10 protein-coding genes, 1 tRNA gene and 1 pseudogene are annotated in these 14,008 nt (G+C 66.4%); 11 read left to right on the forward strand and 1 reads right to left on the reverse strand.

Annotated features, from left to right (window positions below):
- Nucleotides 1–24 precede the first annotated feature (24 nt).
- From ACSQ2F_RS08275 to ACSQ2F_RS08320, 10 genes are all read left to right on the forward strand, one after another.
- Nucleotides 25–501, forward strand: coding sequence for an acyl-CoA thioesterase (locus ACSQ2F_RS08275; RefSeq protein WP_436021620.1), 477 nt, complete (start codon nucleotides 25–27; stop codon nucleotides 499–501).
- 227 nt (nucleotides 502–728) lie between these two features.
- Nucleotides 729–2,648 (forward strand): threonine--tRNA ligase, encoded by a 1,920-nt coding sequence (gene thrS, locus ACSQ2F_RS08280; protein ID WP_436021622.1) that lies wholly within the window; start codon nucleotides 729–731, stop codon nucleotides 2,646–2,648.
- A gap of 78 nt (nucleotides 2,649–2,726) precedes the next feature.
- Nucleotides 2,727–3,284 (forward strand): translation initiation factor IF-3, encoded by a 558-nt coding sequence (infC, locus tag ACSQ2F_RS08285; protein WP_436026776.1) that lies wholly within the window; start codon nucleotides 2,727–2,729, stop codon nucleotides 3,282–3,284.
- Nucleotides 3,285–3,426: 142 nt separating this feature from the next.
- Nucleotides 3,427–3,630, forward strand: coding sequence for a 50S ribosomal protein L35 (rpmI, locus tag ACSQ2F_RS08290; RefSeq protein WP_056655594.1), 204 nt, complete (start codon nucleotides 3,427–3,429; stop codon nucleotides 3,628–3,630).
- A gap of 22 nt (nucleotides 3,631–3,652) precedes the next feature.
- Nucleotides 3,653–4,009 (forward strand): 50S ribosomal protein L20, encoded by a 357-nt coding sequence (rplT, locus tag ACSQ2F_RS08295; protein ID WP_056655597.1) that lies wholly within the window; start codon nucleotides 3,653–3,655, stop codon nucleotides 4,007–4,009.
- Nucleotides 4,010–4,134: 125 nt separating this feature from the next.
- Entirely contained in the window at nucleotides 4,135–5,178 is a 1,044-nt protein-coding gene (gene pheS, locus ACSQ2F_RS08300; protein WP_436021625.1) for a phenylalanine--tRNA ligase subunit alpha, read from the forward strand.
- 29 nt (nucleotides 5,179–5,207) lie between these two features.
- A complete protein-coding gene (pheT, locus tag ACSQ2F_RS08305; RefSeq protein ID WP_436021627.1) occupies nucleotides 5,208–7,628 on the forward strand; it encodes a phenylalanine--tRNA ligase subunit beta in 2,421 nt (806 codons plus the stop codon).
- Nucleotides 7,629–7,669: 41 nt separating this feature from the next.
- Complete coding sequence (locus ACSQ2F_RS08310) at nucleotides 7,670–8,032, forward strand: integration host factor subunit alpha (protein WP_436026778.1); 363 nt, start codon at nucleotides 7,670–7,672, stop codon at nucleotides 8,030–8,032.
- A 35-nt stretch (nucleotides 8,033–8,067) separates the two neighbouring features.
- Nucleotides 8,068–8,538: a MerR family transcriptional regulator gene (locus ACSQ2F_RS08315; RefSeq protein ID WP_436021629.1), complete on the forward strand. Its 471-nt coding sequence runs from the start codon at nucleotides 8,068–8,070 to the stop codon at nucleotides 8,536–8,538.
- A 115-nt stretch (nucleotides 8,539–8,653) separates the two neighbouring features.
- Nucleotides 8,654–8,730 (forward strand) — tRNA-Pro (locus ACSQ2F_RS08320).
- 128 nt (nucleotides 8,731–8,858) lie between these two features.
- Here the strand turns inward: ACSQ2F_RS08320 and ACSQ2F_RS08325 are convergent.
- Nucleotides 8,859–9,044, reverse strand: a pseudogene (locus ACSQ2F_RS08325) (integrase core domain-containing protein); the annotation flags it as partial.
- Nucleotides 9,045–10,417: 1,373 nt separating this feature from the next.
- Here ACSQ2F_RS08325 and ACSQ2F_RS08330 point away from each other — a divergent pair.
- Entirely contained in the window at nucleotides 10,418–13,999 is a 3,582-nt protein-coding gene (locus tag ACSQ2F_RS08330; RefSeq protein ID WP_436021631.1) for an IPT/TIG domain-containing protein, read from the forward strand.
- Nucleotides 14,000–14,008: the final 9 nt, after the last annotated feature.

Genomic DNA, 14,008 nt, shown 5'->3' on the forward strand with positions numbered 1-14,008 from the left:
TTTCGCTTTTTCCTCGGAGTCCCCATGGACCTGCCCAACCACCAGCTCTCGATGACCGTGCTGATGTCGCCCGACATGGCCAACTTCAGCGGCAACGTCCATGGCGGCAGCATCCTCAAGCTGCTCGACCAGGTGGCCTACGCCTGCGCCAGCCGCTACGCGGGCCGCTACGTGGTGACCATGTCCGTCGACCAGGTGACCTTCCGCCAGCCGATCCACGTGGGTGAGCTGGTCACCTTCCTGGCTTCGATCAATCACACCGGACGGACGTCGATGGAGGTGGGCATCAAGGTCATCACCGAAGACATCCGCACCCAGACCGTCCGGCACGCCAACAGCTGCTTCTTCACCATGGTGGCGGTGGACGATGACCGCAAGCCCGTCGAGGTGAAGCCGCTGGTGCCGCGCTCGCCCGAGGAAGTGCGCCGCAGCGGGGCCGCCCAGGTGCGCCGGCAGCTGCGCCAGGAACTCGAGGCCCGGTACCAGGCCGTGAAGTCCTGAGCGGGCAGGGCCGCCGCCGCTGCACTACAATGCGTCGATCTGCAACGAGCAAGAGCGAGAAAGGCATCCTGGTTATGACACCGCGAACTCGCACTGACAAGGCACCCCTCTAGTCGGCCGCGGCTCGTTCACCTTTTCTCGTCCTGATCTCGAAAGCGCGGCTCACCCCCGCGCTTTTTTGTTTTCCGGCCCCGCACCCAGGGTGCGAGGCCTTCCCGGAGTTCCCGATGATTTCCGTTCAATTGCCCGACGGTTCCAAGCGCCAGTTCGACAACCCCGTGACCGTGGCCGAGGTGGCTGCGTCCATCGGCGCAGGTCTGGCCAAGGCTGCGCTGGCCGGGCGCGTGGGGCAGGGCGAGTCGGCCCGCGTGGTCGACACCAGCCACCGCATCGAGCAGGACACCCAGCTGGCCATCATCACGGAGAAGGATCCCGAGGGCCTCGACGTGATCCGCCACTCGACGGCCCACCTGCTGGCCTACGCCGTCAAGGAGCTGTTCCCCGAGGCGCAGGTGACCATCGGCCCCGTCATCGAGAACGGCTTCTTCTACGACTTCTCGTACAAGCGCCCCTTCACGCCCGAGGACCTGGCCGCCATCGAGGCCAAGATGACCGAGCTCGCCAAGAAGGACGAGCGGGTCGAGCGCCGGGTGCTGCCGCGCGATGAAGCGGTGTCGTACTTCAAGGGCATCGGCGAGGCCTACAAGGCCGAGATCATCGCCAGCATCCCGGCCAACGAAGACGTCTCGCTGTATCGCGAAGGCAAGTTCGAGGACCTGTGCCGCGGCCCCCACGTGCCCAGCACCGGCAAGCTCAAGCACTTCAAGCTGATGAAGGTGGCCGGGGCCTACTGGCGCGGCGACCACCGCAACGAGATGCTCCAGCGCATCTACGGCACGGCCTGGGCCACCAAGGATGACCTTGCCCAGTACCTGCACCGCCTGGAGGAGGCCGAGAAGCGCGACCACCGCAAGCTCGGCCGCGAGCTCGACCTCTTCCACATCGACGAGCACGCGCCGGGCGTGGTGTTCTGGCATCCCAATGGCTGGACCGTCTGGCAGCAGGTGGAGCAGTACATGCGCGCCGTCTACCGCGACAACGGCTACCAGGAAGTAAAGGGGCCGCAGCTGCTCGACCAGTCGCTCTGGGAGAAGACCGGCCACTGGGGCAAGTACCGCGAGAACATGTTCACGACGGAGTCGGAGAAGCGCGACTACGCGCTCAAGCCGATGAACTGCCCGGGCCACATCCTCATCTACAAGCAGGGCATCAAGAGCTATCGCGACCTGCCGCTGCGCTTCGGTGAGTTCGGCCAGTGCCATCGCAACGAGCCCACCGGCGGCCTGCACGGCATCATGCGGGTGCGCGGCTTCACCCAGGACGACGGCCACATCTTCTGCACCGAGGACCAGATCCTCGAGGAATGCGCCGCCTTCACCGCCTTGCTGCAGCAGGTCTACAAGGACTTCGGCTTCACCGACATCATCTACAAGGTCGCCACCCGCCCCGAGGCCCGCATCGGCACGGACGAGTCGTGGGACAAGGCCGAGTTCGCGCTGATGGAGAGCCTGCGCCGTTCCGGCTGCGAGTTCGAGGTGGCGGCCGGCGAGGGCGCCTTCTACGGCCCGAAGATCGAATACACCCTGAAGGACGCGCTCGGCCGGCACTGGCAGTGCGGCACGATTCAGGTCGACCCGAACATGCCGGAGCGCCTGGGCGCCGAGTACGTGGACGAAGCCGGCGAGCGCCGCACGCCCCTGATGCTCCACCGCGCCATCGTGGGCAGCCTCGAGCGCTTCATCGGCATCCTGATCGAGCAGCACGCCGGCGCACTGCCGGCCTGGCTCGCTCCGAAGCAGGTCGTCGTCATGAATATCACCGACGGCCAGGCCGACTACGCCCAGGAGATTGCGAAATCACTGCAAAAACAAGGAGTTAGGGTCTCGGTTGATTTGCGCAACGAGAAAATTAACTATAAAATCCGGGAGCATTCAATGCAGAAGGTCCCGTTTCTCCTTGTTGTGGGTGACAAGGAAAAGGCAAACGGGGCTGTTGCGGTGCGCGCCCGGGGCAACCAGGACCTGGGAGTGATGTCCCTCGCCGACTTCTCCGCGAAGATCGCCAGCGACATCGCCCAGCGGGTCTGACTGAGTCCAGCTCAGCCGGTTCACCCACGACGCGCGTGACAAATTTTTGGGCTCTCCTGCCTTGGAGCCCGCTGAAGGATCAGAACTATCGCTACTTTTGCTGACCGCCGCGCTCCGAATGTGGAGCGCAAGCACCGCCTGAACCGTGAAATCATGGTCCCCGAGGTCCGACTGAACGGCGTGGAAAACGAGCCGCTGGGCATCGTGAGCACGCAGGAAGCACTGCGGATGGCGGGCGAGCTCGACGTCGACCTCGTTGAAATTGCCGCGACGGCCGACCCCCCGGTCTGCCGCCTGATGGACTACGGCAAGTTCAAGTACCAGGAACAGAAGCGCGCGGCCGAAGCCAAGTCGAAGCAGAAGGTCATCGAGATCAAGGAAGTCAAGTTCCGGCCGGGTACGGACGAAGGCGACTACCAGATCAAGATGCGCAACCTGCGCCGCTTCATCGAGGAAGACGGCGACAAGGGCAAGGTCACGCTGCGCTATCGCGGCCGCGAGATCACCCACCAGGATATCGGCATGCGCCTGCTTGAACGCATTCGTGACGACCTGGCCGATTGCGCCGTCGTCGAGAACATGCCCAAGCTCGAAGGCCGCCAGATGATCATGGTGCTGGGCCCGAAGAAGCGGTAAGCAAGAGGAGCGCTGGCAACGGCGTTCGTGTGAGTTCGTTGCCCTGGTTTGGTCACCAGGGCGACGCAAGAAGCCCCTGCAGGCCAACAAGACGGCAAGACCCTTTGCCGGCGCCTGCAGGTGCAATTCAAAAGGAGCAGTCATGCCCAAAATGAAGACCAAGAAGAGCGCGGCCAAGCGGTTTCGCGTGCGTCCGGGTGGCACCGTCAAGCGGGGCCAGGCGTTCAAGCGCCACATCCTGACCAAGAAGACCACGAAGAACAAGCGCCACCTGCGTGGCGCTGTCAACGTGCATGAGACCAACATGGGGCACATGAAGCAAATGCTGCCCTTCGCTGGCCTTTAATCGCTTCTGAAGGAGAAACCGCATGCCTCGCGTCAAACGTGGTGTAACCGCCCGTGCCCGTCACAAGAAAGTTCTCGCACTCGCCAAGGGTTACCGTGGCCGTCGCAAGAACGTGTTCCGCATCGCCAAGCAAGCAGTCATGCGCGCTGGGCAATATGCCTACCGTGACCGCCGCACGAAAAAGCGTGTGTTCCGTCAGTTGTGGATTGCCCGTATCAACGCGGCGAGCCGTGGCCTCGGACTCACCTACAGCAAGTTCATGGCTGGCCTGAAGAAGGCTTCGATCGAGATCGACCGCAAGGTCCTCGCCGACATGGCCGTGAACGATCCTGCCGCTTTTGGCAGCATCGTCGAGAAGGTGAAGGCCCAGCTCGCTTGATGTCGTGTCTGCACCGGGGCAACCCGGTGCTGCGGCAAACCCATCGGCCTCGTGCCGGTGGGTGCCAAGCCCTCAAGGCCGACCTTCTGGTTCGGCCTTTTTTATTTTCCGGCGTTGATGAATTGATGAACGACCTCGAGCAATTGGTGCAAGACGCGCAAGCCGACTTCGCGCAGAGCCCGGCACCGGCCGACCTGGAGAACGCCAAGGCGAAGTACCTCGGCAAGGCGGGGCGCCTGACCGAGCTGCTGAAGGCGCTCGGTGCCCTGTCGCCCGAAGAGAAGAAGTCGCGCGGCGCACTCATCAACGCCGCCAAGCAGCAAGTGGAAGCCGCGCTCACCGCGCGTCGCCAGGCACTGGCCGACGCCGAGCTCGAGGCCCAGCTCCGCGCCGAGGCGCTCGACGTGAGCCTGCCCGGGCGCCAGCGCGGCACCGGCTCGCTGCACCCCGTCTCGCGCACCATGGAACGCATCGAGGCCATCTTCGGCTCGATGGGGTTCGACGTCGCCGACGGCCCCGAGATCGAGACCGACTGGTACAGCTTCACCGCCCTGAACAACCCCGAGAACCATCCTGCGCGCTCCATGCAGGACACCTTCTACGTGGACATGAAGGACGAGGACGGCCAGTGGCTGAACCTGCGCCCGCACACCTCGCCGATGCAGGTGCGCTACGCGCGCGCCCATGCGGAGAAGTACGCCGGCGAGCTGCCCATGCCCGAGATCCGCGTCATCGCGCCCGGCCGCACCTACCGGGTCGACAGCGATGCCACCCACTCGCCGATGTTCCATCAGTGCGAAGGCCTGTGGATCGGCGAGAACGTGAGCTTCAAGGACCTGAAGTCGGTCTTCACCGATTTCTTCCGCACCTTCTTCGAGACGGACGACCTGCAGTTGCGCTTCCGTCCGTCGTTCTTCCCCTTCACCGAGCCCTCGGCCGAGGTCGACATCGCCTTCGCGAGCGGGCCGCTGAAGGGCCGCTGGCTCGAGGTGGCCGGCTCCGGCCAGGTGCACCCGAACGTGGTGCGCAGCTACGGCCTCGACCCCGAGCGCCACATCGGCTTCGCCTTCGGCATGGGCCCCGATCGGCTCACCATGCTGCGCTACGGCGTGAGCGACCTGCGGGCGTTCTTCGACGGCGACCTGCGCTTTCTGTCGCAGTTCAAGTAAGCCCGCCCCGCAGTCTCTGGACCTCTCACATGCAATTCCCCGAATCCTGGTTGCGCGCCTTCTGCAACCCTCCGCTGTCGACGCAGGAGCTGGCCGACACGCTCACCATGGCCGGCATGGAAGTCGAAGAGCTTCGCCCGGTCGCACCTCCTTTCACCCAGGTGGTCGTGGGCGAGGTGCTTTCCGTGCAACGCCATCCGGACGCTGACCGATTGAACGTCTGCCAGGTGAAGGTGGGCCCGGACACGGTCCTCAACATCGTGTGCGGCGCGCCCAACGTGGCCCCCGGCATCAAGGTGCCGTGTGCCTTGGTCGGCGCCGAGTTGCCTCCGGCGGAGGAGGGCGGTGCACCCTTCAAGATCAAGCTCGGCAAGCTGCGCGGCGTCGAAAGCCAGGGCATGCTGTGCTCGGCGCGCGAACTCAAGGTGTCCGAGGAGTCCTCCGGTCTGCTCATCCTCGGCGACGATGCCCTGGTGGGCAATTCGGTGCGCGACCACCTGCGCCTCGACGACACGCTCTTCACCCTCAAGCTCACGCCGAACCTGGGGCACTGCCTCAGCGTGCACGGCATTGCGCGGGAGTTGTCGGCCCTGACCGGTGCGCCCCTGCTGACGCCCACCATTCCCGTCGCCCAGCCGGCGCATGACCAGCGCCTGCCCGTCGAGGTGGTCGACACCGACCTGTGCGGCCGTTTCTCCGGCCGCGTCATCCGCAACGTCAACACGCGGGCTGCCACGCCGGCCTGGATGGTCGAGCGCCTGGCCCGCTGCGGCCAGCGCTCCGTCACCGCCCTGGTCGACATCTCGAACTACGTGATGTTCGAGTACGGCCAGCCGTCGCACATCTTCGACCTCGACAAGATCCACGCTGGCCTCGAAGTGCGCTGGGGCCGGGAGGGCGAGACGCTCAAGCTGCTCAACGGCAACACCGTCGAACTCGACAGCCGCACCGGTGTCATCGCCGACAGCCAGGCTGTCGAGTCGCTGGCCGGCATCATGGGGGGTGACGCCACCTCGGTGAACGACGACACCCGCAACGTCTACGTCGAGGCCGCCTTCTGGTGGCCCGAGGCCGTGGCCGGTCGTGCCCGCAAGTACAACTTCAGCACCGACGCCAGCCACCGCTACGAGCGCGGTGTGGACCCGGCGCACACCGTCGAGAACGTCGAGCGCGTGACGCAGCTCATCATCGACATCTGCGGCGGCGAAGCCGGCCCCATCGACGACCAGCAGCTCAACATGCCGGTGCGCAAGCCGGTGCAGCTGCGCGTCGCCCGTGCCGCCAAGGTGATCGGCATGCCGGTGACCGAAGGCGAGTGCACCGAAGTGCTCAAGCGCCTCGGCCTGCCGGTGCAGGCGAGCCCCGAGGGCGTGCTCACCGTCACGCCGCCCAGCTGGCGCTTCGACCTCCAGCTCGAGGAAGACCTCATCGAGGAGGTGGTGCGCGTCATCGGTTTCGAGAACCTGCCCGACACGCCGCCGCTTGCGCCCGTCACCGCGCGCGTGCGCCCCGAGTCACGCCGCAGCCTGCATGCCGTGCGTCACGCGCTGGCCGGCCGCGACTACCACGAGACGATCAACTTCAGCTTCGTCGAAGAGCGGTGGGAGCAGGAGCTGGCCGGCAACACGCAACCCATCCGGGTGCTGAATCCGATCGCCAGCCCGCTGTCGGTCATGCGCACGAGCCTCATCGGCAGCCTCGTGTCCGTGCTGCGCTTCAACTTGGCCCGCAAGGCCGCGCGTGTGCGCCTCTTCGAGGTCGGTCGCGTCTTCCGCCGTGACGACACCGTCAAGGCGAGCCTGCGCACGGTGGCCGGCATCGACCAACCGCTGCGGGTGGCCGGCATCGCCTACGGTCCGGCCGATGCGCTGCAGTGGTCCGTCAAGGAACGCAGCGTCGACTTCTACGACGTCAAGGGTGACATCGAGGCGCTGTTCGCGCCGCGCACCGTTCGCTTCGAAGCCGCCGAGCATCCGGCCCTGCACCCGGGCCGCTCGGCGCGTGTCGTGCTCGACGGCCGGGCCGTGGGCCATGTGGGTGAACTGCACCCACGGTGGCGCCAAGGCTACGAGCTGCCCGGCGCTCCCATCCTGTTCGAACTGGAAGCCGACGCCCTCACGGCGCGCAACGTGCCGGTTGCGGCGCCCATCGCGCGCCAGCAGTCCGCCTGGCGCGACATCGCCGTCATCGCTGGCGAGCAGGTCACGCACGACGCGCTGATCGAGACGATCACGTCGGCCGACCGCGCGCTCATCCGCTCGGCCCGCCTGTTCGACATCTACAAGCCCGCGACGCCGACGGCCGACATGGCCGCCGGCGAACGCAGCCTGGCGGTTCGCCTGGAGCTGCTGGACGACTCCGCGACCCTGACGGACGAGCGGATCGAGGCGGCCGTCGCGGCCGTGCTCGACGCGTTGAAGACCCGCCTGGGCGCTCGCCTGCGCGGCTGAGGCCTCACTGAGCACCGACCATGACCACCTTGCCGCCTGACATGCCGCCCGAGTCGCCGCCGCCCGAGCGCGTGATGCTGCCCACGCTCGAGACGCCCACGCTGACCAAGGCCGAGCTGGCCGAGCTGCTCTTCGAGCGGCTCGGGCTCAACAAGCGCGAGTCCAAGGACATGGTCGAGGCCTTCTTCGAGATCATTCACAGCACGCTCGTGAAGGGCGATGACGTGAAGATGTCGGGCTTCGGAAACTTCAACATCCGTCGCAAGGCCCCCCGCCCCGGGCGCAACCCGCGCACCGGCGAATCGATCCCCATCAAGGCGCGCAATGTGGTCACATTCCACGCAAGCCACAAATTGAAGGGTGTTGTCCAAGGCGACATCCCGGTGGGTGAGGACTTCGAGTAAAGTCTTAGCTTTCGGCCTCGATCTCATTGATTTCAATGGAGAAAGCGCTTCCCGCCATCCCCGCCAAACGCTACTTCACCATTGGTGAGGTCAGCGACTTGTGTGGCGTGAAGCCGTACGTGCTGCGTTACTGGGAGCAGGAGTTCACGCAGCTCAAGCCGATGAAGCGCCGCGGCAACCGCCGCTACTACCAGCACCACGAGGTGCTGCTCATCCGCCGCATCCGCGAACTGCTCTACGAGCAGGGCTTCACCATCAGCGGTGCGCGCAACCGCCTGACCGAGCTCGTGCACGGCCGCGGCCACCTCGCCGCGGTGACCGACGCACTCGACGCTGCCGACACGCACGACGACTCCGGCTTCGACGACAGCTCCGCTTTCGGCCCCGAGGCCCTCGAAGCAGCCGGCGCCGCGGCCGAGCCGCTCCCCGAGCCTCCATCGGCTGAACTCTCGCCCGAGCAGATGCGCAACGAGCTGCTCTCCATCCGTTCGCTGCTGACCGTCTGAAGGGCAGGGCGCGCCGCTGCGCGCCACCGCCAAAGGCGTTCACGCGCCGCGATGCAAATACCGCTCAAGACGCTGGCGTTCTCAACAACTTTAAGGCTATACTTGCGGGCTCAGTCGGGGCGTAGCGCAGCCTGGTAGCGCACTTGCATGGGGTGCAAGGGGTCGCGAGTTCGAATCCCGCCGTCCCGACCAGTTATTCGCAAAGGGTCAGTTCTCACAAGGACTGACCCTTTTTGCGTCCAGAGCTCCTGCCGCGAGCTTGCCTCGCGCCTCCGTGCCGCGCCGTCCCGCCGACTCGTCCGACCTTTCTGGTGTTCCCGGACTGCAATGTAGTGGCAACGCGAGTCTTCGATAGCAACGGTCGCTTCGCGGCGTGATTGGCGGCACTCCAGCGAGAGGCCGTCGTTCCGGAACTTGCCATTGACGCTCTGGCAAGTGCCGTTCTGCCTGGGCTTGCCAGGATCGCTCAAGGCAGTGGCGATGCATGAGTGTGCAGTCCACTTCAAAATCGCGTGACTGACGAACTATGGGCCGTTGTTCGAGCGCGTGAACAAGGGCGGTCCATGATCCCTCATCAAGCGTGCGAGTGCCTCGACCACTCGGCGGATGGAGCCGACGACGTTAAGGGTCACGCATTCCCGGGTGCAATCGTCGACCACGGGCAAGCATTTGATCTGCTCGCCCGCCGCGTCGTATCGAACACGAAGTCGTAGAACCATACCAGGCGCGCTGAACGGTGTGTCGCCCGTGGCCGACCCGTGGCGATGAGGCGCCGCGGACACAGTAGCAGCAGCCGGCCCGCGCCAGATGCGTTGGATCAGCGACCTCGGCCCGAAGCCACGCCAACGCAGGAAGATCCGGATTCACCGGTATCCATAGCTCGAATACTGCACCGACAGTTCCCGCATCGCCTCGATCATCGCTGAGTCCTTCGCGCTCAATCTGCGCTCTGCATCCAACGTCGGGCGTGCGACTCGAATCAGCCCACAGGCTCGGCTCCTTCAGTCGCTTGACCTCGACGGTTTCCAACTGGCCGAAGTGCTTCCGCCGGCCGTAGATGCTTGCCTCGCTGACCATGTGCTTCTGGCGACGTTGCCGACGCCCTGCGGGCGCCCTCGTGCAGGATGGCGATCATCCGCTCTTCAGTGAATTGACACTTTCTCATGGGCTCCTCTCGAACTGGGGGCGCTCCTGAAACTATTGGGCTTCAGAACCGGGCAGGTCAAAGTGCCTCCACGGAATCCGGTGCCTTTACGACAGGCAAAAGCTCAGGGCGAAAAAAGATGAATCCCCCTTTGGTTTACTCCGCCTTCCGGGCGATTTGTTGAGGAACGTTCGCGGCCTTGTCGGTACGCCTGACCATGGTCGCCTCGGTCGACTGGTTGAACGTCATGGCCGGATCGGCGGATTGCGTGAGGAAGTTATCGAAAAGTTGAGGGGCCCGCGGCCTCTTCGCGCTCGCCCGCGCGGATAGCGTGTCGAGCCGAGGTCCGCAACCCCCCAAGCTCCAACCCCCGACCGCTCAAATTCCGCTGTTAGCATCCGGCCACGAATGTCGCACGGCACGAATCGCGCGGCTCACCAAAAGGGGAGTGGGGAATGAAGGGCAACAAGTCTTGTTGCGTCCGAGATCGGACGCTCTGCGCGTGGTGCAATGCCGCGCGAACGCCGATGGCGATGCTGCCCGGGCGCGCGTTTTCCCTCGCCGATCCTTCTCGCTGACGTACGCCCGCGCGGCGGCCAGCGATCCACCTCGTCTTCTTCCGTACCCATGATGCGACTTGCCTGCGCGGTGTTGCTGCGGTCCGCCGTCTGTCGCCTGCGCGACGCCGGTGCGCCAGCCCTGGCTGCCTTTCTCGGGCTCGCATGCAGCCCGGTGATGGCGCAGACGATCGTCGCGGCCGACATTGCCAGCGACACCCGCTGGGAAACCTCGGGTAGCCCATACGTGGTGAACGGTGCCATTGCCGTGCGCGCGGGCGCGACGCTGACAATCGACGCCGGTGTGGTCGTGTCGATGGGCAGCGGCGCCGGGCTGACGGTCCAGGCGGGTGGCGTGCGGGCGAACGGCACGGCCGCACTGCCGGTGCATGTCCGTTCGGACAAGGTGCGTGCCGGGCAGGGTGCATCGGCCGGCGACTGGAACCAGTGGACCTTTACCGCCGGAACCGTGAACACTCGGCTGGAGCACGTCTTGTTCGAACATGGCCGCGGCGTCGTGGTCAACGGATCGGCTCCTGAGTTCAACTTCGTCGACATCCGCTCGCAGCAGGGCGCGGCGATCGCGATCGATCTGGCCGCTTCGCCGTTCGGCCTCGGCAACCGCGCGAGCGGCAATGCCCTCAACGCCGTGTCCGTGGCTGCCGGCGACATCGCCGGAAACGTGCGCTGGGGCCTGCGCGGAATACCGTACGCGGTGACGGGCGGCGCGGTGTCGGTCGGCGCAACACCTACCGTGGTCGCGCTCTCGCCATCGACGGTCGAGGTGGGCCAGACCGTCACCGTGACGGTCAGCGGCAGCCGATTGTCCGGTGTGAGCGAAGCGACGCTCGACCGGCCCGGACTCGCACTGACGCCGTTCAGCGGCGGGTCCTCGTCGCAGGTCTTCATGCAGCTCAAGGTCGATGCCGCCGCCGCGCCCGGGCGCGCGGCGTTGCGCCTGGTGGTGGATGCGGGTGAGGTCGTTCTCCCGGACGCCGTTACCGTCACGCTGCCGGTCCCCACGATCAGTGGTGTTTCGCCGTTGTCCGTGAACGCGCAGTCCGGCCCCCTCGAGGTCACAGTGGTCGGCCGCAACTTCAGCGCGGCGTCCCAGGTGCTGTTCAACGGGGCTGCCGCAGCCACGCGATTCGTCAGCGCCACCGAACTTCGCGCGACGCTGCTGAACCAGCAGGCTGCCGCGACGCTCGCCGTGCAGGTACGCGCGCCGGACCCGGCCATTGCGGGTCAGTACCTCCTGTCGAACCAGGGTAGCCTTGTGGTGCAGGCAGCGGTGCCGCCGGTGGTGTCGATCGAACCGGCGCCGCTCGCGCTGCCGCCTGACGCCACCAGCCGCAACATCGTCCTGCGTCTGTCTAAGGCGGACTTCCGGGACCATTCGATCGACGTCTCGGTGAGCGATCCGGCGAAGCTCACGGTGTCGCCCGCCACCCTCATCATTCCGGCCGGCCAGACCGTGGCTACGCTCGCCGTGGTGCCGCGTGTGGCCGGCACCGTGAGCCTTACGCTCCGCTCCTCGACGCTCGCCCAGGTCGTCGTGCCCGTGTTCATCACCGCGGACTTCCGCGGCGCGAACACGAGTTACAGCGGTCTGGTGGGGGTCGTGAACGGGGAGGTGTCCGTGCCGCCGGTTACCACCGAGGCCAAGGTTACGAACGCGCCGGTCGGCGTGGCGGTGGGCGGCACGCTCACTGGGGTCTCGCCTGGGGGCTGGGCACGGGGCACCACGGTGCGCTTCACCGTCACCGGCAAGGGCATCCCGTCGGGCGCGCAGCTGTCGCTCAGTCCGTCCACCGGTGTGAGCGTCGAGGCCATGAACGTGGCCGCCGACGGCAGCCAGATCCAGGTGGACGTCACTGCCGCGAGCGACGCCGTTGCAGGGGCCCGCCGCGTCGTCGTCAAAGACGTGGCCGGCAAGGAACTGGTGTTCGCCAATGCGCTGCAATCCACCGTCCAGCTGACCACCGGTGCGCCGACCATCGAATCGGTGACGCCGCTGATCTCGCCGCGCGGCGACCGGATACGGCTGGTCGTGCGGGGCCGCAACTTGCAGCAGGGCCTGCTGCGGGTGACGCCCGCTGCGGGGCTGGGCATCGACACGCAACTCGAGATCGATGCGGATGGCACTTCCATCGCTACGTGGGTGGACATCGCTTCCGACGCCGTGACGGGTATGCGACTCGTCCAGGTCGTCACGCCGTCCGGGATGTCGTCGGCCGAACTGCTGTCGTTCAACACCTGGATGTTGGCCGAGGCCGATACGGTCCGGGGTGATGTCGGACCCTTCGCGTCGCGCCTGGTCGGTGTGATGGTTGGCGTGCCGGCCGTCGGGGAGAAACCCGTGACGGTGACACCGGGCTCGACCGCTGTCGGTGTGTTGAACGGCGCCGGGGTGCTCGAGGTGTTGCCTCGCGTGGGTGTGGTTGGCAGCGATGTGCTGGTGACCGTGCGCGGCCGCTCGCTCCAGTCCATGACGGGCGCGGCGTTGGTGCCGTCTACGGGTGCCTCGCTGGTCGGTGCGCCAACCGCGAACGCGGAGGGCACCGAGGCGACCTTCACGCTGCGCCTGGCCCCGGACGCACCGCTCGGCAGCCGCAAACTCGTGCTGTTGACGGCGGCGGGTGTGTTGACGACGGTGAAGTGGACCGACGACAGCTTCCTTGTCTCCGCGCCCCTTCCGGAACTCGATTCGGTGACACCGCAGGTGCTGACGGCGGGAAGCACCGGGGTCGAGATGACGGTGCGCGGCCGCAACCTGATCAATATCACGGGCGTGCGGGCGGAGCCTGCGAACGGAATGACGTTCAATGGGCCGTTCACGGTGTCCGAGGACGGCTCGGTTCTGAGCTTCTTCGGCGCCGTCGCAACCGGCGCGCCGGCGGCCGACAGCACGTTGGTCATCACGACGGTGGCTGGTGATTCGACGCTCGTGCCGTCGCCGCGGAATCGAGTGCGGGTGTCCGCCACCAGCGGTTCCGCCCATGCGATCACCACCGCGCTGGTCGGCGTCATGGTCGGCAGCGTGGCGGAACCCGACGCGCTCATCGGCATGCTGGCTTCGGCACCGGTCGGCGTGGCTGTCGGCACGAACTCGGCAACGCTGCCCGACGAACCCCAGACGGGACTGCTCGGCACTCGGCCGGTCGGTGTCGTCGTGGGCGCCCACGTGGCGGTGGTCACGCCGGGCGGGGTGCTGCAAGGCGCCTCCGGCACGATCACCGTCACGGGTTCCGGCTTCGATGCGGTGACCGCGGTTGTGGCCGCGCCGTCGACTGGCCTGCTGTTCGACACGCCGGTCGTGACCGGTGGCGGGACGGTGCTGAGCGTGGGGGTCTCCGCCGCGCCCGATGCGCCGGCTGGCCCGCGCCACCTGCGCCTGCAGACGGTTTCGGGCACGGTCGCGACTGTGTCGGCTGAGCCTGTGTTCGGTGTTGGAGCGATCCCGATCCTCCAGTCTGTATCGCCGATCCTGCTCGAGCGGGGCCGGGCCGCCACGGTCACGGTGCGCGGCACCGGTCTGTCCGCAGTGACGGGCGTTTCGTTCGCGCCCGCCTCGGGTGTCCGTGCTGTCACAACCCCCGTCTTCCTCTCCGATGCGCTCGGTGACTACCTGCAGTTCAACGTGCTTGTCGGTGCAGACGCCACGCTGGGCAACCGTGTCCTCGTCCTCGAGGTGCCGGGTGGACAGAGCGGCACGGCACCCCTTCCCGCCAACACCTTCAACGTGGTCGCACCGCAGTGACCGGAACAG

This window comes from Rhizobacter sp. LjRoot28 (genome assembly GCF_964253025.1).
GTDB lineage: Bacteria > Pseudomonadota > Gammaproteobacteria > Burkholderiales > Burkholderiaceae_C > Rhizobacter.

Coding starts and splice junctions, on each gene's coding strand:
- ACSQ2F_RS08275 (WP_436021620.1), top strand. CDS start 25: ATGGACCTGCCCAACCACCAGCTCTCGATGACCGTGCTGATGTCGCCC.
- thrS (WP_436021622.1), top strand. CDS start 729: ATGATTTCCGTTCAATTGCCCGACGGTTCCAAGCGCCAGTTCGACAAC.
- rpmI (WP_056655594.1), top strand. CDS start 3,427: ATGCCCAAAATGAAGACCAAGAAGAGCGCGGCCAAGCGGTTTCGCGTG.
- rplT (WP_056655597.1), top strand. CDS start 3,653: ATGCCTCGCGTCAAACGTGGTGTAACCGCCCGTGCCCGTCACAAGAAA.
- pheS (WP_436021625.1), top strand. CDS start 4,135: ATGAACGACCTCGAGCAATTGGTGCAAGACGCGCAAGCCGACTTCGCG.
- pheT (WP_436021627.1), top strand. CDS start 5,208: ATGCAATTCCCCGAATCCTGGTTGCGCGCCTTCTGCAACCCTCCGCTG.
- ACSQ2F_RS08310 (WP_436026778.1), top strand. CDS start 7,670: ATGCCGCCCGAGTCGCCGCCGCCCGAGCGCGTGATGCTGCCCACGCTC.
- ACSQ2F_RS08315 (WP_436021629.1), top strand. CDS start 8,068: ATGGAGAAAGCGCTTCCCGCCATCCCCGCCAAACGCTACTTCACCATT.
- ACSQ2F_RS08330 (WP_436021631.1), top strand. CDS start 10,418: ATGGCGCAGACGATCGTCGCGGCCGACATTGCCAGCGACACCCGCTGG.